Source organism: Massilia sp. PWRC2 (genome assembly GCF_049896725.1).
Taxonomy (GTDB): domain Bacteria; phylum Pseudomonadota; class Gammaproteobacteria; order Burkholderiales; family Burkholderiaceae_D; genus JAFCUW01.
In genome coordinates this window covers 182,365-198,324 of record NZ_JAFCUW010000001.1, presented here as the reverse complement: position 1 = coordinate 198,324, position 15,960 = coordinate 182,365, and the positions used below count along the sequence as shown (strand labels likewise).

Below are 15,960 nucleotides of genomic sequence, written 5' to 3'. Positions count from 1 at the left end.
ACATGTTGTTAACTGAGCATTCAATCAAAAAAATCGATCGCGAGGTCGCCAAGTACCCGCCGGATCACAAGGAATCGGCGGTGATGGCAGCGCTGGCCATCGCCCAGGACCAGCACGGCTGGCTGCCAGCCGAATTGATGGCGGAAATCGCCGACCACCTGGGCATGCCCGCCATTGCCGTGCAAGAAGTGGCGACGTTCTACAACATGTACAACGTCAAGCCGGTCGGCAAGCACAAGATCTCCGTTTGCACCAACCTGCCGTGCGCCCTGTCGGGCGGCGAATCGGCAGGCCAGTACCTGCAAAAAAAACTGGGCATCGGCTACCGCGATACCACCCCGGACGGCCTGTTCACCCTGGTCGAAGGCGAGTGCATGGGCGCGTGCGGTGACGCGCCGGTCATGCTGGTCAATAACAAGCGCATGTGCAGCTGGATGTCGCATGAAAAAATCGACGCGCTGCTTGAGGAACTGAAGAAATGACTTCCCTCCATAACCGTCACATCAAGCCCCTGATTCTCGCAGGTCTCGATGGCAAGAACTGGCATTTGCAGGATTACGTGGCACGCGGTGGTTATACCGCGCTGCGCCGCATCCTCGAACAAAAAATCACGCCCGAACAGGTGATCGCCGAACTGAAAACCTCGTCGCTGCGCGGTCGCGGCGGCGCCGGTTTTCCGACCGGCCTGAAGTGGAGCTTCATGCCGCGTCAGTACCCGGGCCAGAAATACCTCGTCTGCAACACCGACGAAGGTGAGCCGGGCACCTTCAAGGACCGCGACATCATCCGTTACAACCCCCATGCACTGATCGAAGGCATGGCCATTGGCGCTTACGCCATGGGCATCACGGTGGGCTATAACTATATTCACGGTGAAATTTTCGCCGAATACGACCTGTTCGAAGAAGCGCTGGAAGAAGCGCGCGCTGCCGGTATGCTTGGTGACAAGATCATGGGCACCGACTTTTGCTTCCAGCTGCACGCCTTCCACGGCTACGGCGCCTACATCTGCGGTGAAGAGACGGCCTTGCTGGAGTCGCTCGAAGGCAAGAAAGGGCAGCCCCGCTTCAAGCCGCCTTTCCCTGCTTCGTTCGGCCTGTACGGTAAACCGACCACCATCAACAATACTGAAACGTTTGCAGCCGTGCCGTTCATCATGAACATGGGCGGCGAAGCCTACGCGGCGCTGGGCAAGCCGAATAACGGCGGCTCGAAGATCTTTTCGATCTCCGGCGACGTCGAGCGTCCAGGCAATTACGAAGTTCCCATGGGCACGCCATTTGCGACCCTGCTGGAACTGGCCGGTGGCATGCGCGGTGGTAAAAAAATCAAGGCCGTCATCCCTGGCGGTTCGTCCGCCCCGGTGATCCGCGGCGACGTCATGATGGACACCGACCTCGACTACGATTCGATCGCCAAGGCCGGCTCCATGCTGGGCTCGGGCGCCGTCATCGTCATGGACGATACGCGCTGCATGGTCAAGTCGCTGATGCGCCTGTCCTACTTCTATTACGAAGAATCGTGCGGCCAGTGCACCCCATGCCGCGAAGGTACGGGCTGGATGTACCGGATGGTGCACCGAATCGAGAATGGCCAGGGCCGTGCAGACGATCTGGACATGCTCAACTCGATCGCCGACAACATCCAGGGCCGCACCATCTGCGCCCTCGGTGATGCGGCTGCGATGCCGGTCCGTGCGTTCGTCAAGAATTTCCGCGAAGAATTTGAATATCACATCGAGCACAAGCACTGTCTGGTGCCTGCTTATATCTAAGGCCAGAGAACACTCATGGTTGAAATTGAAATTGACGGCAAGAAGGTAGAAGTCCCACCGGGTTCGATGGTGATGGACGCTGCCAACAAGTTGGGAACCTACATCCCGCACTTCTGCTACCACAAGAAATTGTCGATTGCGGCCAACTGCCGCATGTGCCTGGTCGAAGTGGAAAAGGCCCCCAAGCCTCTGCCCGCATGTGCCACGCCCGTATCGGCAGGCATGATTGTGCGCTCGAACAGCGCCAAGGCCGTGCAGGCGCAAAAGTCGGTGATGGAATTCCTTCTCATCAATCACCCGCTCGATTGCCCCATCTGCGACCAGGGCGGCGAATGCCAGCTGCAGGATTTGGCCGTCGGTTACGGCAAGTCGAACTCGCGCTACGATGAAGAAAAGCGCGTGGTGCCTCCCAAGGATGCCGGCCCGCTGATCTCGATGGCGGAAATGACCCGTTGCATTCACTGCACCCGTTGCGTGCGTTTCGGCCAGGAAGTGGCTGGCGTGATGGAGCTGGGCATGCTCGGGCGTGGCGAACACGCCGAGATCACTTCCTTTGTCGGCAAGACCGTCGACTCTGAAGTGTCGGGCAATATGATCGACCTGTGCCCGGTGGGCGCGCTGACCTCGAAGCCGTTCCGTTACAGCGCCCGTACCTGGGAACTGTCGCGTCGCAAATCGGTCTCGCCGCACGATTCGCTCGGCACCAATCTGATCGTCCAAGTCAAGGCCGGCGTCGTCATGCGCGTGCTGCCGCTGGAAAATGAGGCGGTCAACGAATGCTGGCTGTCGGACAAGGACCGTTTTTCGTATGAAGCCTTGGCTTCCGACGAACGCCTGACCAGCCCCATGATCAAGCAGGGCGGTCAGTGGCAAACCACCGACTGGCAGACGGCGCTCGAGTACGTCGCCCACGGCCTGCGCAACATCAAGCACGAACACGGTGCCGATGCCATCGCCGCGGTGGCCACCGGCCACTCGACGCTGGAAGAACTGCACCTGCTGCAAAAAGCCGTGCGTGGCTTTGGTAGCGAAAACGTCGACTTCCGCCTGCGTCAGAGCGATTTTGCCCTCGACGGCAAAGTCACTCCATGGCTAGGCATGCCCATCGCCGAACTGAGCACCGTCAAACGTGCGCTGGTGATGGGGTCCTTCCTGCGCAAAGACCACCCGCTGGTCGCCACCCGCCTGCGCGCTGCCGTCAAGAATGGCGCCAAGCTGTCGGTGATCCACGGCGCCGATGACGAGTTGCTGATCCCGGTGGCGAATAAAATCGTTGCTGCACCATCTGACTGGCTTGCCGCCATCAGTGGCGTGGTCGCAGCGGTAGCGAAAGCCAAAGAGATCGCTGCACCGGCCGGTTTCGACACCATCGTCGCCAGCGCCAGCGCCAACGCGATTGCCGCCAGCCTGCTCGGCGCCAATGCCGACACGCCCGCCGTCATTTTGCTGGGCAACGCTGCGCTGTACCACCCACAAGCGTCGCAGATTCACGCGGCCGCCGAATGGCTGGCAAACAGCACCGGCGCCAAGCTGGGCTACCTGGTCGACGCCGCCAACGCGGTCGGCGGCCACATCGCCGGCGCCACCTCGAAAAACGCCGCGACGTTGTTCTCGGTACCGAAAAAAGCCTACGTGTTGCTCAACGCCGAGCCTGAGCTCGACGCCGCCAACGCGCAGCAAGCCCACGCGGCTTTGCTGGGCGCTGAAATGGTGATCGCCATGAGCGCCTTCCGCCACGGCATGGATTACGCCGATGTGCTGCTGCCGATCGCACCGTTCTCGGAAACTTCCGGCACGTTTATCAGCTGCGAAGGCCGCGCGCAAAGTTTCAATGGCACCGTCAAGCCCCTGGGCGAAGCGCGTCCGGCCTGGAAAGTGCTGCGCGTGCTGGGTAACCTGCTGGGGCTGTCCGGTTTCGACTACGACACCTCGGAAGCGATCCGCGACGAAGTGCTGGGCAAGGGTGTGATGGATGTGTCGGCAAAACTGAGCAACTCGGCAGCCATCGTGCCAACCGCAGCAGCGTTTGGCAATGCCGGCGCTTTGCAGCGTCTGGCCGACGTGCCGATTTACTTTGCCGATGCGATATCTCGCCGTTCGCCGCCGCTCTTGCGCACCTTCGACGGTCAGCCGCCGCAGGCGCACCTGCCGGCAGCACTGGCCGCGTCGCTGGGCGTCAAGTCGGGCGACATCGTCAAGGTCACGCAAGGCGCCGGTTCGGCGATGCTGACCGCCCTCGTTGACGCCAGCCTGCCAGAGAACACGGTGCGGGTGGCGGCATCGCACCCATCGACCGCGATGCTGGGCGCCATGTTTGGTGACATCGAGGTAGTCAAAGCCGGGGAGGGCAAATAATGGCGCTGTCAGACATGATTGTTACTGCCCAGGCCCATGGCACCGCGCTGCTCGGCGCTGGCGGCTGGATGTTTGCCTGGACCATGATCAAGATCCTGTGCGTGCTGTTGCCGCTGATGGGTCTGGTTGCTTATGCCACCCTGTGGGAGCGCAAGCTGATCGGCTGGATCCAGATCCGCGTCGGCCCCAACCGTGTCGGTCCGGCCGGCCTGTTGCAGCCGATCGCCGATGCCATCAAGCTGCTGTTCAAGGAAATTGTCGTGCCGGCCAAGGCCAGCAAGGCGCTGTTCATTCTCGGCCCGATCATGACGATCGCGCCGGCCCTGGCCGCCTGGGTGGTGGTGCCGTTCGGTCCTGAAGTGGCGCTGGCCAATGTCAACGCCGGCTTGCTGCTGTTGATGGCGATTACTTCGCTGGAAGTGTACGGCATCATCATCGCCGGCTGGGCCTCGAACTCGAAGTACTCGTTCATGGGCGCCATGCGCGCTTCGGCGCAAATGATCTCTTACGAAATCCCGATGGGTTTTGTGTTGGTGGTGGTGCTGATGGTGTCCGGTTCATTGAATTTTTCCGACATCGTCGCCGGCCAGCAGCAGGGCATGATGGTCTCGAGAGGCCTCTCTTTCCTGTCGTGGAACTGGCTGCCGCTGCTGCCGCTGCTGGTGGTGTATCTCACTTCCGGCCTCGCTGAGTGCAACCGTCACCCGTTCGACGTGGTCGAAGGCGAATCGGAAATCGTGGCCGGCCACATGGTCGAATACTCGGGCATGTCGTACGCCATGTTCATGCTGGCCGAATACGCCAACATGATCCTGATCGGCGTACTTGCCTCGATCATGTTCCTCGGCGGCTGGGCTGCACCGTTTACATTCCTTGATATCGGTGGCGCTTTCGGTGGCTTCTTCTGGCTGTTCTTGAAAACCTTCCTGATCGTCTCCCTGTTCGTCTGGGTCCGCGGCACCTTCCCGCGTTACCGTTACGACCAGATCATGCGCCTCGGCTGGAAAGTGTTCATTCCGCTGACCCTGGTGTGGCTGGTCCTGGTCGCAGGCTGGATGCAGACCTCCTGGAATATTTGGAAGTAAGGAAAAGCAATGGATCGCGTTAAAGATTTTTTCGGCAGCATGATGTTGACCGAGCTGTTCAAGGGCATGGCCCTGACCGGCAAGTACATGTTTTCTCGCAAGATTACGGTGCAATATCCGGAAGAGAAAACCCCGATGTCACCCCGTTTCCGTGGCTTGCACGCACTGCGTCGGTATCCTAACGGCGAAGAGCGCTGCATCGCCTGCAAGCTGTGCGAAGCGGTGTGCCCGGCGATGGCCATTACCATCGAATCGGAGCAGCGTGACGATGGCTCGCGTCGCACCACGCGTTACGACATCGATTTGACAAAGTGCATCTTCTGCGGTTTCTGCGAAGAGTCGTGCCCGGTCGATTCCATCGTTGAAACGCACGTGCTGGAATATCACGGCGAAAAGCGCGGCGATCTCTACTACACCAAAGAGATGCTGCTGGCCGTGGGCGACCGCTATGAAAACGACATCGCCGCCGCCCGCGCCGCCGATGCGAAGTACCGCTAATCTGAGAGCCCGGTAACCTCATGGAATTCAAAACTTTTCTGTTCTACGCGTTCTCGGTGATCATGGTGGCCGCGGCCACCCGCGTGATCACCGCCCGCAACCCGGTGCACGCCGCGCTGTTCCTGGTGCTGGCATTCTTCAACGCCGCCGGCCTGTGGATGTTGCTCAAGGCCGAGTTCCTGGCCATCGTGCTGGTGCTGGTGTATGTCGGCGCGGTCATGGTGCTGTTCCTGTTCGTCGTCATGATGCTCGACATTAATATCGACCGCATGCGCGAAGGTTTCTGGGGCTATCTGCCGCTGGCCTCCGGCATTGGCGCCCTGATCGTGCTGGAAATGGCGGCCGTGTTGTGGCGCGGTTTCCTCGGTTCGGTGCAAGAGCCTAGTGCAGGTGGCAACATCGGCGGCACCAAGGAACTGGGCATGCTGATCTACACCAAGTACATATATGGCTTTGAAATTGCCGCCGTGATCTTGCTGGTGGCGATTATTGCCGCCGTCGCGCTGACCCTGCGCAAGCGCAAGGACACCAAGGCCATCGACCCGGGCGTGGCCGTGCGCGTCAAGCGCAATGACCGCCTGCGCATCGTCAAGATGGCGTCGGTCGACCAGCCGGCCCTCGACGCCGCCTCGACTGCCGCTGCCGTGGCCGCCGCCGAACTGACTGCCAAGGAGCCGAAATGACTTTGTCGCTCGCACACTACCTGATCCTGGGGGCGATCCTGTTCGCCATCTCGATCGTCGGAATTTTTCTCAACCGCAAAAACATCATCGTGCTGCTCATGGCGATCGAATTGATGCTGCTGGCGGTCAACCTGAACTTTGTGGCGTTTTCCCATTACCTGGGTGACGCGGCAGGGCAGATCTTTGTCTTCTTCATCCTGACCGTTGCTGCCGCCGAGTCGGCTATCGGCCTGGCGATTCTGGTCGTTCTCTTCCGTAATCTGGACACGATCAACGTCGAAGACCTCGACAGCCTCAAGGGCTAAGGTTTGCATCGTTTTGCAACTTCATTCATATAAATAACGACTAAGGTTCAACATGGCGGGGCAAACTCTTAACCCATACTTGCTACTGGCAGTGCCATTGGCGCCGCTGGCGGGCTCGGCAATTGCCGGTCTGCTTGGCACGAAATTTTTCGGCAATGTGGTCGGCCGCAAGGTGTCGACCACGGCGTGTATTCTTGGCGTGCTGATTGCGCTGATTATTTCCGTCCAGACGCTCATGCTGGTCAACGGCGGGTATTCCTTCAACGACACCATCTATACCTGGATGACAGTCGGCACCCTGAAGATGCAAGTGGGCTTCCAGATCGATGCGCTGTCGGCCATGATGATGTGCGTGGTGACCTTCGTGTCGCTGATGGTGCACATCTATACCATCGGCTATATGGCGGAAGACGAAGGCTACAACCGCTTCTTCTCTTACATCTCGCTGTTCACCTTCTCGATGCTGATGCTGGTGATGGCAAACAACTTCCTGCAACTGTTCTTTGGCTGGGAAGCCGTGGGCCTGGTGTCGTATCTGCTGATCGGTTTCTGGTACACCCGCCCGACCGCCATCTTCGCCAACATGAAAGCCTTCCTGGTCAACCGCGTGGGCGACTTCGGCTTCATCCTTGGCATCGGCCTGCTGCTCGCTTACGGTGGCTCGCTCGATTACCAGGAAATCTTCGCCAAGAAAGAAGCGCTCGCCACCATGCAAGTGGCTGCTACCGGCTGGCCGCTGCTGACGGCTGCCTGTATCTGCCTGTTCATTGGTGCCATGGGCAAATCGGCACAGTTCCCGCTGCACGTGTGGTTGCCTGACTCGATGGAAGGCCCGACCCCGATCTCGGCCCTGATCCACGCCGCCACCATGGTTACCGCCGGCATCTTCATGGTCTCGCGCATGTCGCCTCTGTTCGAACTGTCGGATACGGCGCTGTCGTTTGTACTCGTCATCGGTTCGATCACCGCGCTGTTCATGGGTTTTCTCGGCATCATCCAGAACGACATCAAGCGCGTGGTAGCGTACTCGACGCTGTCGCAGCTTGGTTACATGACGGTCGCCCTCGGTTCGTCGGCCTACTCGGTTGCCGTGTTCCACCTGATGACCCACGCCTTCTTCAAAGCGCTGCTGTTCCTCGGCGCCGGTTCGGTCATCATCGGCATGCATCACGACCAGGATATCCGCAACATGGGCGGTCTGCGCAAGTACATGCCGATCACCTGGATCACCTCGCTGCTCGGTTCGCTCGCGCTGATCGGTACGCCGTTCTTCTCCGGCTTTTATTCGAAAGACTCGATCATCGAAGCGGTTCACGAGACCCATCTGTGGGGCGCTGGCTTTGCCAATTTCGCCGTGCTGGCCGGCGTGTTCGTCACCGCGTTTTATTCGTTCCGCATGTATTTCCTGGTGTTCCACGGTAAAGAGCGCTTTGGTCAGCCGCATGCTCATGATGCCCATGCAAAACACGACGCCAAACACGACGCCCACGACGCTCATGGTCACGACGACCAGGACGCGCACGACGACCATGCTCACCACGGCCTGGCCCCGGGCCAAAAGCCGCACGAGTCGCCATTTGTCGTCTGGTTCCCGCTGGTGATGCTGGCGATCCCGTCGGTCGTCATTGGTTATCTGACCATCGGTCCGATGCTGTTCGGAGACTTCTTCAAGGGTGTCATCACGGTCGGGGAAAACCACAAGGCCATGGAGTTGCTGAGCGAAGAATTCCACGGTCCGCTGGCGATGGCAATCCATTCGCTGTCGAGCCTGCCACTGTGGCTGGCCATCGGTGGCGTCGCCTCGGCGTACTACTGCTACATGATCAACCCGCGCGTTCCTGCCTGGTGCTTCAAGCATTTCCATGCGGTTCACACGCTGCTGGAGAACAAGTACTACATGGACAAGTTCAACGACGTCGTGTTTTCCGGCGGTGCGCGCCTGATTGGTAACGGCTTGTGGAATGTCGGCGACAAGGGCTTGATCGATGGCCTGGTCGTCAACGGCAGCGCCAAGCTGGTGGGCTGGTTCTCGTCGGTGGTGCGCACCGCGCAGACCGGCTACATCTACCACTATGCGTTCGTGATGATTCTCGGTGTGCTCGCCACGCTGATGTATTTCTTCCCGTTCTGGCACGCTTAAAACATCTACATCAGATACGCAAAGACCAAACAACATGATGTCTCATTTTCCTCCCTACCTGAGCCTGTCGATCTGGCTCCCGATCCTGTTCGGTGTGATTGTCCTGGCCGTTGGCCGCGACGATAACCGCGCACTGACGCGCTGGGTCACGATGATCGGCTCGCTCGTCAGCTTCGCCGTGACGATCCCCCTGATCCTTCATTTCGACAACGCCGCGCATGGCATGCAATTTGTCGAATCGACGCCGTGGATCGGCCGCTTCAACATTCTGTATAACCTTGGCGTCGACGGCCTGTCGCTGTGGTTCATTCCGCTTACTGCCTTCGTTCAGTGCGTGGTGGTGGTCTCTGCCTGGCAGGTGATCGAAGAGCGCGTGGCGCAGTACATGGGTTCCTTCCTGATCCTGTCGGGCTTGATGATCGGCGTCTTTTGCGCCCTCGACGGCTTGCTGTTCTATTTCTTCTTCGAAGCGACCCTGATCCCGATGTTCATCATCATCGGCGTGTTCGGTGGCGCCAACCGGGTGTACGCCTCGTTCAAATTTTTTCTGTACACCTTCTTCGGTTCGCTGCTGACCCTGATCGCCATCATTTACCTGTACAACCGCTCCGGCGGCAGCTTCAGCATCCTTGAATGGCACGACCTGAAACTGAGCTTGCGTGAGCAGATTTTTATCTTCATCGCCTTCCTGATGGCGTTCGCCGTCAAGGTGCCGATGTGGCCCGTGCACACCTGGTTGCCCGACGCCCACGTCGAAGCGCCCACCGGTGGCTCGGTGGTGCTGGCCGCCATCATGCTGAAGTTGGGCGCGTACGGCTTCCTGCGGTTTTCGCTGCCGATCGCCCCGGATGCCAGCCATTACCTGGCCAACTTCATCATCACCCTGTCGCTGATCGCCGTGATCTACATTGGCCTCGTTGCGCTGGTACAGAAGGACATGAAAAAGCTGGTGGCGTATTCGTCGATTGCCCACATGGGTTTTGTGACCCTGGGCTTTTTCGTCTTCAACGAAATGGCCTTGCAGGGCGGTATCGTGCAAATGATTTCGCACGGCTTCGTGTCCGCCGCCATGTTCCTGTCGATCGGCGTGCTGTACGACCGCATGCACTCGCGCCAGATCGCCGACTACGGCGGGGTGGTCAACCGCATGCCGAAGTTCGCTGCCTTCTTCGTGCTGTTTTCGATGGCCAATGCGGGTCTGCCTGCCACCTCCGGTTTTGTCGGTGAATTCATGGTGATCCTTGGTGCCACCCAGTTCAATTTCTGGATCGGCATGCTGGCGGCCACCGCCCTGATCCTTGGCGCGGCGTACTCGCTGTGGATGGTCAAGCGGGTCGTCTTCGGCGCCGTCACCAACCACCACGTCGACGAGCTGACCGACATGAACGGCCGCGAATTCGGCCTGTTCCTGGTGCTCGCCATTGCCGTGATCGCCATGGGCCTGTACCCGGCGCCATTCACCGATACGATGCAAACCTCGGTGGCCGACCTGCTCAAGCATGTCGCCATCAGCAAACTGCCATAAGCCAAAATGACTCCTATTGCCATCCCTAGCCCCAATCTGATGCCGGTCTACGCCGAGATCTTTCTCATGGTGTCGGCGTCTGCCATACTGCTGATCGACATGTTCATGGCCAAGCGTTCAGTGGCCTACTACCTGTCGCTGCTGGCCCTGGTCGGCTGCGCCGTGCTGTCCTACGCCGATTACAGCGCCGGCACCACTGTCTACACGTTCTACAATATGTTCGTGTCCGACCCGATGTCGAACCTGTTGAAACTGTTCACCTACCTGACGGTGGCCATGACCCTGATTTACTCGCGCCAGTACGCCGGCGAGCGCGGCATGTTGTCCGGTAACCTGGGCGGCGAGTTCTACGTGTTGGCGCTGTTCTCCATGCTGGGCCAGATGGTAATGATCTCGGGTAATAACATGCTCGTCATCTACCTGGGCCTGGAATTGATGTCGCTGTCGCTGTACGCGCTGGTGGCCTTGCGCCGCGATCACGCGGTGTCGACCGAAGCGGCGATGAAGTATTTTATTCTCGGTGCGCTCGCTTCCGGCTTCCTGCTGTACGGCATTTCGATGATTTACGGCGCCACCGGCTATCTTGACATCACCGAGATCGCCCGCATGGTTGCCGGTGGCACCGTCAACCACTCGATCCTCACCTTTGGCATTGTCTTCATCGTCGCCGGCCTGGCTTTCAAGCTGGGCGCCGTGCCCTTCCACATGTGGGTGCCGGACGTCTACCAGGGCGCGCCAACGGCGGTCACGCTGCTGCTCGGTGGTGCGCCGAAACTGGCCACCTTCGCCATCGTCATTCGTTTGCTGGTCGAGGGCTTGCTGCCGCTGGCCATCGAATGGCAGCAAATGCTGCTGGTGCTGGCCGTGCTGTCGCTGGCGGTAGGTAACCTGACGGCCATCGCGCAGACCAATTTCAAGCGCATGCTGGCCTATTCGACGATTGCGCAAATGGGTTTCGTGCTGCTCGGCCTGATGACCGGCGTGGTTGGCGCCAGCGCACTGAACATCAATACCGCGTACAGCGCCGCCATGTACTACGCCATCACCTACGTGCTCACCACGGTAGGCACCTTCGGCCTGATCATGATGCTCTCGCGCGCCGGCTTCGAAGCCGAACAGATCGCTGATTTTAAAGGTCTGGGCAAGCGCAGCCCGTGGTTTGCCATCGTCATGACGGTATTGATGTTCTCGCTGGCCGGTGTGCCGCCGATGATGGGCTTCATGGCCAAGTGGGCGGTGCTGCAATCGGTGGTCAATTCGGGCATGGTGTGGTTGTCGGTGGTGGCGGTGATGTTCTCGCTGATCGGTGCCTTCTACTACCTGCGTATCGTCAAAACCATGTGGTTCGACGACGCCGTCGATGCGTCGCCGATCGCCGTGCCAGCCGACATGCGCGCCATCCTCTCGCTCAACGGCATCGCCATTTTTGTGCTCGGCGTGGTACCAGGCTCGCTGCTGACGGCGTGCCTGCACAGCATGACCAAGACCCTGAGCAGCTGATGAGCGTCGCGTGATCAGCGTGTCGCTGGCGAGCTGGCTGGTCATTGCCATGGCCGTGCTGCTCGCCAATTTGCCTTTTTTGAATGAACGGCTGTTCGGTGTAATTGCCAGGTCCGGCCCCAAGCCAATGTGGTTGCGGCTGCTGGAACTGGCGCTCTGGTATGTGCTGGTGGGGCTGTGCGCCCGCCTGCTCGAAGGACGGATCGGCAATGTGTTCGAGCAGTCCAAAGAGTTTTATATGCTCACCGTGCCGCTGTTTATTACCCTCGCTTTTCCCGGCTTCGTGCTACGCTACTTGAGCAAGCGCCAGCGTTGAAAGACGCCTGGCGTCCAACCGAGGAGAGCGCATGAGTGACCGCCTGACCGAAACCCGCATCGATGGCACCGTCGCCTACGACGGTTCCTTCCTCAAGATCCACCGCGACCGCGTGCGCCTGCCCGATGGCGCCGTCACTACCCGCGAATACATCCGCCATCCCGGCGCTGTCGTCATTCTTCCCCTGTTCGACGATGGCAGCGTGTTGCTTGAACGGCAGTTCCGCTATCCGAACGCGCAGATCTTTATCGAGTACCCGGCCGGCAAGATCGATCCGGGTGAAGACCCGCTCGCCTGTGCCAAGCGCGAGCTGGAAGAAGAAACGGGCTATACCGCGGCGCGTTGGGATTTTGTTTGCACCATTCATAATGCCATTGCTTACTCGGACGAGCATCTCGAGCTCTACCTGGCGCGCGGACTGCACGCAGGCGAAGCCAAACTCGACGATGGCGAATTTCTCGAAACCTTCACCGCCACCGTGCCGGCGCTGCTGGAGATGGTCAAGCGCGGCGAGATTACCGACGTCAAGACCATCATTGGCACCTTCTGGTTGGAGAAAATCATTGCCGGCAGCTGGACGCCGGGCTGAGCAGGAGCGTGAGGATGCGGGCCAGCCTGGCGTCGGCCCTTGTTGCCGGCCCGCTTGCCGGCCTGTTGGCGTGGGCTACACCGGCCCGCGCCGCCAGCGAATTTCAAAGCCGCTGCGAAAACAGCATCGGCACCACGGTCGCCCGGCTGGAAGTGGCCGATCACGGCTGGTCCGTCGACAACAGCCGCTCTTACCGATCGCTCACCGCCATGAAGGGGCAGGCCGCCGGCTTCGTACTCGGGCTTACGCGCACCGAGTCGCGCATCGTCATTGGCCTCGAAGGCAAGCTGTTGCAGGACCTGCGCAGCGGTTACGAATGCGTGGCGCCGGTGGTCAAGGTCAAGCTGTCGTACGTGCCCATCGTGCTCTACGTGGGCAGCGAGTTCGCCCCGGGCAGCTGCGCGTACGAAGAAATACTCTCTCACGAGATGAGACATCTCAAGGTCTACCTGGACCACCTGCCGAAAGTGGAAACAGTGGTGCGTGCGGCGCTCGACCGGCGCTTTATTGCCAAGCCCCTGTATGCGCCGTCGGGCCAGGCGCGCGCCTTGCTGCAGGTGGAAATGGACCAGCGCTGGATGCCATTCATCAAGCACGAAATGGCCAGGGTGGAAGCGCTGCAGGCCGTGATTGACTCACCCCAGGAGTACGCCCGTCTTAGCAAAGTTTGCAAAGGTGAGGTACAGTTCCAACTGCGTCGCCAACGACAGTGAAGATTTAGCAGCATGCACAGCACCAGTTTCTCTCCGCAGTATGTCGCCCTGATTCCCGCCGCCGGCGTCGGCGCCCGCATGCAGGCCGATGGTCCCAAGCAGTATTTGCCGATTGCCGGCAAAGCCATGCTGGCCCATACCCTTGCGGCGTTCGATACCAGCGCCCACATCGCCCACACCTTTGTCGTCGTCAGTGACGACGATGGCCAGATCGATGGAGTAGCGACCAGCGGCCCCCGGCTGTCGGTGCTGCGCTGTGGCGGTGCCACCCGCATGGACTCGATCCTCGGCGGCCTCGAGGCGATGGCTGGCGCGGTGAGCGACGACGACTGGGTACTGGTGCACGACGCCGCCCGTCCCGGATTGACGGCCGCCCTGATCGAACAACTGATTGTCGCGGTGGGCAGCCACGCAGTGGGCGGCCTGCTGGCGCTGCCCGTGGTGGACACCGTCAAGCAGTGCGCTGCCGGTGCGCACAGCGGTGTGCACACGGTGCCGCGCGACGGCCTGTGGCTGGCGCAAACGCCCCAAATGTTTCGCTATGGCTTGCTGCGGCGCGCCTTGCTGGCGGCGCGCGGGAGCGGCGCCGCCGCCGCTGCCGCCATGACCGACGACGCCAGCGCCATCGAGGCGCTCGGTCTGACGCCCTTGCTGGTCGAAGGTCACCCGCGTAATTTAAAAGTGACGCTGCCGCGTGACATCGAGATCGCCGCCATGTATCTGGCGGCGGCGCCGACTTCCACTTCCACTTCCACCCAACCGTGAACTGATATGGCACTCGCATCCTACAATCCCGCACCCCCGTTTCGCATCGGCACCGGCTACGATTGCCACGCGCTGGTCGCCGGCCGCAAGCTGGTCATTGGCGGCGTGACCATCCCGCACCGCCTGGGCCTGTTCGGTCATTCCGACGCCGATGTCCTGCTGCACGCCATCATCGATGCGATGCTGGGCGCCGCCGCGTTGGGTGACATCGGCAAGCATTTTCCGGACACCGACCCGATGTTCGCCGGCGCCGATTCGCGTACCCTGCTGCGCGAAGTGGCACACCGTGTGGTCGCCACCGGTTACACCATCGGCAATATCGATGCCACCATCATCGCCCAGGCGCCGAAGATGGCGCCGCACATCGGCCAGATGGTGTCGCGCATTGCCGAGGACATTGGCGTGTCGCCCCAGCAGGTCAACATCAAGGCCAAGACCAATGAAAAGCTCGGTTACCTGGGGCGCGAAGAGGGCATGGCGGCCGAGGCGATCTGCATGTTGATCAAGGCGCCGGCGCCTTGAAGGGGGGCTTGGCGAAAGGCCGCGCGGTACCGCAAGCGAAAAAAAACGTCACCGCGAGGTGACGTTTTTATGTCGGGACTCATGACGGCGGATGGCGCAATTAAAAGTAAAAGTTGGCCGTTACGCCCAGTGGCGACCATCGACATCGCGCGCGCGCCGCCTTGAACGTTTCATTCGCATCGCGCAGCGTGATACCACAGCGCGGGCTGAAAAAATAGTCTGCTTCCAGCACGCCGCTGGTGCGGCGTGCCAGCGGCGCCGGCCGCGTCGACCGTCAGTGGCGCGTCCAGGTGCTGCCGGCGCAGGCGAGCATGATGGCGGCGGTCCCTGCGCATTGCAGGGTGCTCAAGGTTTCTCCCAGGATCAGCCAGCCGGCAATCGCGCTGACCGCTGGCGAGGCACTGAGCAAGATACCAAATACGTTGGCCGACAAATAGCGCATGGCGAACATGTCGAGCAGGTAGGGCAGCATGCTCGACAGAACAGCAATGCCAAGGCCCGCGACCAGCACCGCAGGATTGAGTAACAGGCTGCCCGCTTGCGCCGCGCCCAGCGGCACGATGAACAGGGCGGCGATCAGCATGCCGCTGGCGACTGCCTGATTGCCGTAGGGCGCCACGCGGGCGCCGGCAAAAATATAGATGCCCCAGCAGACGGCGGCGCCCAGCGCAAACGCCACGCCGAGCGGATCGAGGCCGCGGTGCAGGCCGTCGTGCAGGGCGCCCAGCGGCAGCATCGCCAGCCCCGCCAGCGACAGAGCGACCCACACCGCATCGATGGGGCGGCGCGACGCCAGCAGCGCCGCCCCCAGCGGGCCGAGCACCTCGATGGCGACGGCAATGCTGACGGGTAAGGTGGCGAAGGCGCGATAGATCAGCAGGTTCATCAGGCCCATGGTGACCCCATAGGCGAGCAGATCGCGCCAGCGCGCCGTGCCCCAGATGGTCCACGGCCGCAGGGCAAGCCCTAACAGCAGGGCTGAAAAGCCCAGCCGCAGGGCAGCCACCCCTTCCGAGCCCACCAGCGGGAACAGCGATTTGCCGATGGCGGCACCGGTCTGCACCGAGACCAGGCCCAGCAGGGCGGCCCCGATGGGGGCGGCAGCATGACGTCGATGAGGCAAGGTGGCAAGTCTCCGCTTGAGGAACGCGCCACTATACTATGGCGATGGCGATGGCGATGGCCAGCGG

General features: G+C 60.8%; 16 protein-coding genes. 15 read left to right on the top strand and 1 reads right to left on the bottom strand.

Annotated features, from left to right (window positions below):
* Positions 1 to 2 precede the first annotated feature (2 nt).
* The 15 genes from nuoE to ispF are packed head-to-tail and all read left to right on the top strand — an operon-like array spanning position 3 to position 14,770.
* Positions 3 to 482 (top strand): NADH-quinone oxidoreductase subunit NuoE, encoded by a 480-nt coding sequence (nuoE, locus tag ACP7BZ_RS00870; RefSeq protein WP_426109755.1) that lies wholly within the window; start codon positions 3 to 5, stop codon positions 480 to 482.
* Positions 479 to 1,774, top strand: a complete 1,296-nt coding sequence (nuoF, locus tag ACP7BZ_RS00865; protein WP_426109754.1) for an NADH-quinone oxidoreductase subunit NuoF — start codon at positions 479 to 481, stop codon at positions 1,772 to 1,774. The genes nuoE and nuoF overlap by 4 nt, the downstream gene beginning before the upstream one ends.
* A gap of 15 nt (positions 1,775 to 1,789) precedes the next feature.
* A complete protein-coding gene (gene nuoG / locus ACP7BZ_RS00860; protein ID WP_426109753.1) occupies positions 1,790 to 4,129 on the top strand; it encodes an NADH-quinone oxidoreductase subunit NuoG in 2,340 nt (779 codons plus the stop codon).
* 14 nt (positions 4,130 to 4,143) lie between these two features.
* Positions 4,144 to 5,214 (top strand): NADH-quinone oxidoreductase subunit NuoH, encoded by a 1,071-nt coding sequence (gene nuoH / locus ACP7BZ_RS00855; RefSeq protein ID WP_426109752.1) that lies wholly within the window; start codon positions 4,144 to 4,146, stop codon positions 5,212 to 5,214.
* 9 nt (positions 5,215 to 5,223) lie between these two features.
* A complete protein-coding gene (gene nuoI, locus ACP7BZ_RS00850) occupies positions 5,224 to 5,712 on the top strand; it encodes an NADH-quinone oxidoreductase subunit NuoI (RefSeq protein ID WP_426109751.1) in 489 nt (162 codons plus the stop codon).
* A gap of 20 nt (positions 5,713 to 5,732) precedes the next feature.
* Entirely contained in the window at positions 5,733 to 6,395 is a 663-nt protein-coding gene (locus ACP7BZ_RS00845) for an NADH-quinone oxidoreductase subunit J (RefSeq protein WP_426109750.1), read from the top strand.
* Positions 6,392 to 6,700 (top strand): NADH-quinone oxidoreductase subunit NuoK, encoded by a 309-nt coding sequence (nuoK, locus tag ACP7BZ_RS00840; RefSeq protein WP_426109749.1) that lies wholly within the window; start codon positions 6,392 to 6,394, stop codon positions 6,698 to 6,700. Before ACP7BZ_RS00845 ends, nuoK begins: the two co-directional genes overlap by 4 nt.
* Positions 6,701 to 6,752: 52 nt before the next feature.
* Positions 6,753 to 8,840 (top strand): NADH-quinone oxidoreductase subunit L, encoded by a 2,088-nt coding sequence (gene nuoL, locus ACP7BZ_RS00835; RefSeq protein ID WP_426109748.1) that lies wholly within the window; start codon positions 6,753 to 6,755, stop codon positions 8,838 to 8,840.
* 34 nt (positions 8,841 to 8,874) lie between these two features.
* Positions 8,875 to 10,365 carry an NADH-quinone oxidoreductase subunit M gene (locus ACP7BZ_RS00830; protein WP_426109747.1) on the top strand — a complete coding sequence of 497 codons (1,491 nt, stop codon included), beginning with the start codon at positions 8,875 to 8,877 and terminating at the stop codon, positions 10,363 to 10,365.
* A gap of 6 nt (positions 10,366 to 10,371) precedes the next feature.
* Complete coding sequence (gene nuoN / locus ACP7BZ_RS00825; protein ID WP_426109746.1) at positions 10,372 to 11,865, top strand: NADH-quinone oxidoreductase subunit NuoN; 1,494 nt, start codon at positions 10,372 to 10,374, stop codon at positions 11,863 to 11,865.
* A gap of 13 nt (positions 11,866 to 11,878) precedes the next feature.
* A complete protein-coding gene (locus ACP7BZ_RS00820; RefSeq protein ID WP_426110488.1) occupies positions 11,879 to 12,181 on the top strand; it encodes a DUF2818 family protein in 303 nt (100 codons plus the stop codon).
* Between the two features lie 31 nt (positions 12,182 to 12,212).
* Positions 12,213 to 12,770: an NUDIX domain-containing protein gene (locus ACP7BZ_RS00815; protein ID WP_426109745.1), complete on the top strand. Its 558-nt coding sequence runs from the start codon at positions 12,213 to 12,215 to the stop codon at positions 12,768 to 12,770.
* Between the two features lie 14 nt (positions 12,771 to 12,784).
* Positions 12,785 to 13,483: a hypothetical protein gene (locus tag ACP7BZ_RS00810; protein WP_426109744.1), complete on the top strand. Its 699-nt coding sequence runs from the start codon at positions 12,785 to 12,787 to the stop codon at positions 13,481 to 13,483.
* A 12-nt stretch (positions 13,484 to 13,495) separates the two neighbouring features.
* Positions 13,496 to 14,248, top strand: a complete 753-nt coding sequence (ispD, locus tag ACP7BZ_RS00805; protein WP_426109743.1) for a 2-C-methyl-D-erythritol 4-phosphate cytidylyltransferase — start codon at positions 13,496 to 13,498, stop codon at positions 14,246 to 14,248.
* A gap of 6 nt (positions 14,249 to 14,254) precedes the next feature.
* Complete coding sequence (gene ispF / locus ACP7BZ_RS00800; RefSeq protein ID WP_426109742.1) at positions 14,255 to 14,770, top strand: 2-C-methyl-D-erythritol 2,4-cyclodiphosphate synthase; 516 nt, start codon at positions 14,255 to 14,257, stop codon at positions 14,768 to 14,770.
* Positions 14,771 to 15,044: 274 nt separating this feature from the next.
* Here ispF and ACP7BZ_RS00795 read toward each other — a convergent pair whose 3' ends face one another.
* On the bottom strand, positions 15,045 to 15,893 hold the full coding sequence (locus ACP7BZ_RS00795; protein ID WP_426109741.1) for an EamA family transporter: 849 nt from the start codon (positions 15,891 to 15,893) through the stop codon (positions 15,045 to 15,047).
* Positions 15,894 to 15,960: the final 67 nt, after the last annotated feature.

What these genes read in the sequence shown, in the direction of transcription:
- nuoL (WP_426109748.1), top strand. Translation starts at nt 6,753, where the DNA reads ATGGCGGGGCAAACTCTTAACCCATACTTGCTACTGGCAGTGCCATTG.
- ACP7BZ_RS00830 (WP_426109747.1), top strand. Translation starts at nt 8,875, where the DNA reads ATGATGTCTCATTTTCCTCCCTACCTGAGCCTGTCGATCTGGCTCCCG.
- nuoG (WP_426109753.1), top strand. Translation starts at nt 1,790, where the DNA reads ATGGTTGAAATTGAAATTGACGGCAAGAAGGTAGAAGTCCCACCGGGT.
- nuoF (WP_426109754.1), top strand. Translation starts at nt 479, where the DNA reads ATGACTTCCCTCCATAACCGTCACATCAAGCCCCTGATTCTCGCAGGT.
- nuoI (WP_426109751.1), top strand. Translation starts at nt 5,224, where the DNA reads ATGGATCGCGTTAAAGATTTTTTCGGCAGCATGATGTTGACCGAGCTG.
- ACP7BZ_RS00815 (WP_426109745.1), top strand. Translation starts at nt 12,213, where the DNA reads ATGAGTGACCGCCTGACCGAAACCCGCATCGATGGCACCGTCGCCTAC.
- ACP7BZ_RS00810 (WP_426109744.1), top strand. Translation starts at nt 12,785, where the DNA reads ATGCGGGCCAGCCTGGCGTCGGCCCTTGTTGCCGGCCCGCTTGCCGGC.
- ACP7BZ_RS00845 (WP_426109750.1), top strand. Translation starts at nt 5,733, where the DNA reads ATGGAATTCAAAACTTTTCTGTTCTACGCGTTCTCGGTGATCATGGTG.
- nuoK (WP_426109749.1), top strand. Translation starts at nt 6,392, where the DNA reads ATGACTTTGTCGCTCGCACACTACCTGATCCTGGGGGCGATCCTGTTC.
- ispF (WP_426109742.1), top strand. Translation starts at nt 14,255, where the DNA reads ATGGCACTCGCATCCTACAATCCCGCACCCCCGTTTCGCATCGGCACC.
- nuoE (WP_426109755.1), top strand. Translation starts at nt 3, where the DNA reads ATGTTGTTAACTGAGCATTCAATCAAAAAAATCGATCGCGAGGTCGCC.
- nuoH (WP_426109752.1), top strand. Translation starts at nt 4,144, where the DNA reads ATGATTGTTACTGCCCAGGCCCATGGCACCGCGCTGCTCGGCGCTGGC.
- ispD (WP_426109743.1), top strand. Translation starts at nt 13,496, where the DNA reads ATGCACAGCACCAGTTTCTCTCCGCAGTATGTCGCCCTGATTCCCGCC.
- nuoN (WP_426109746.1), top strand. Translation starts at nt 10,372, where the DNA reads ATGACTCCTATTGCCATCCCTAGCCCCAATCTGATGCCGGTCTACGCC.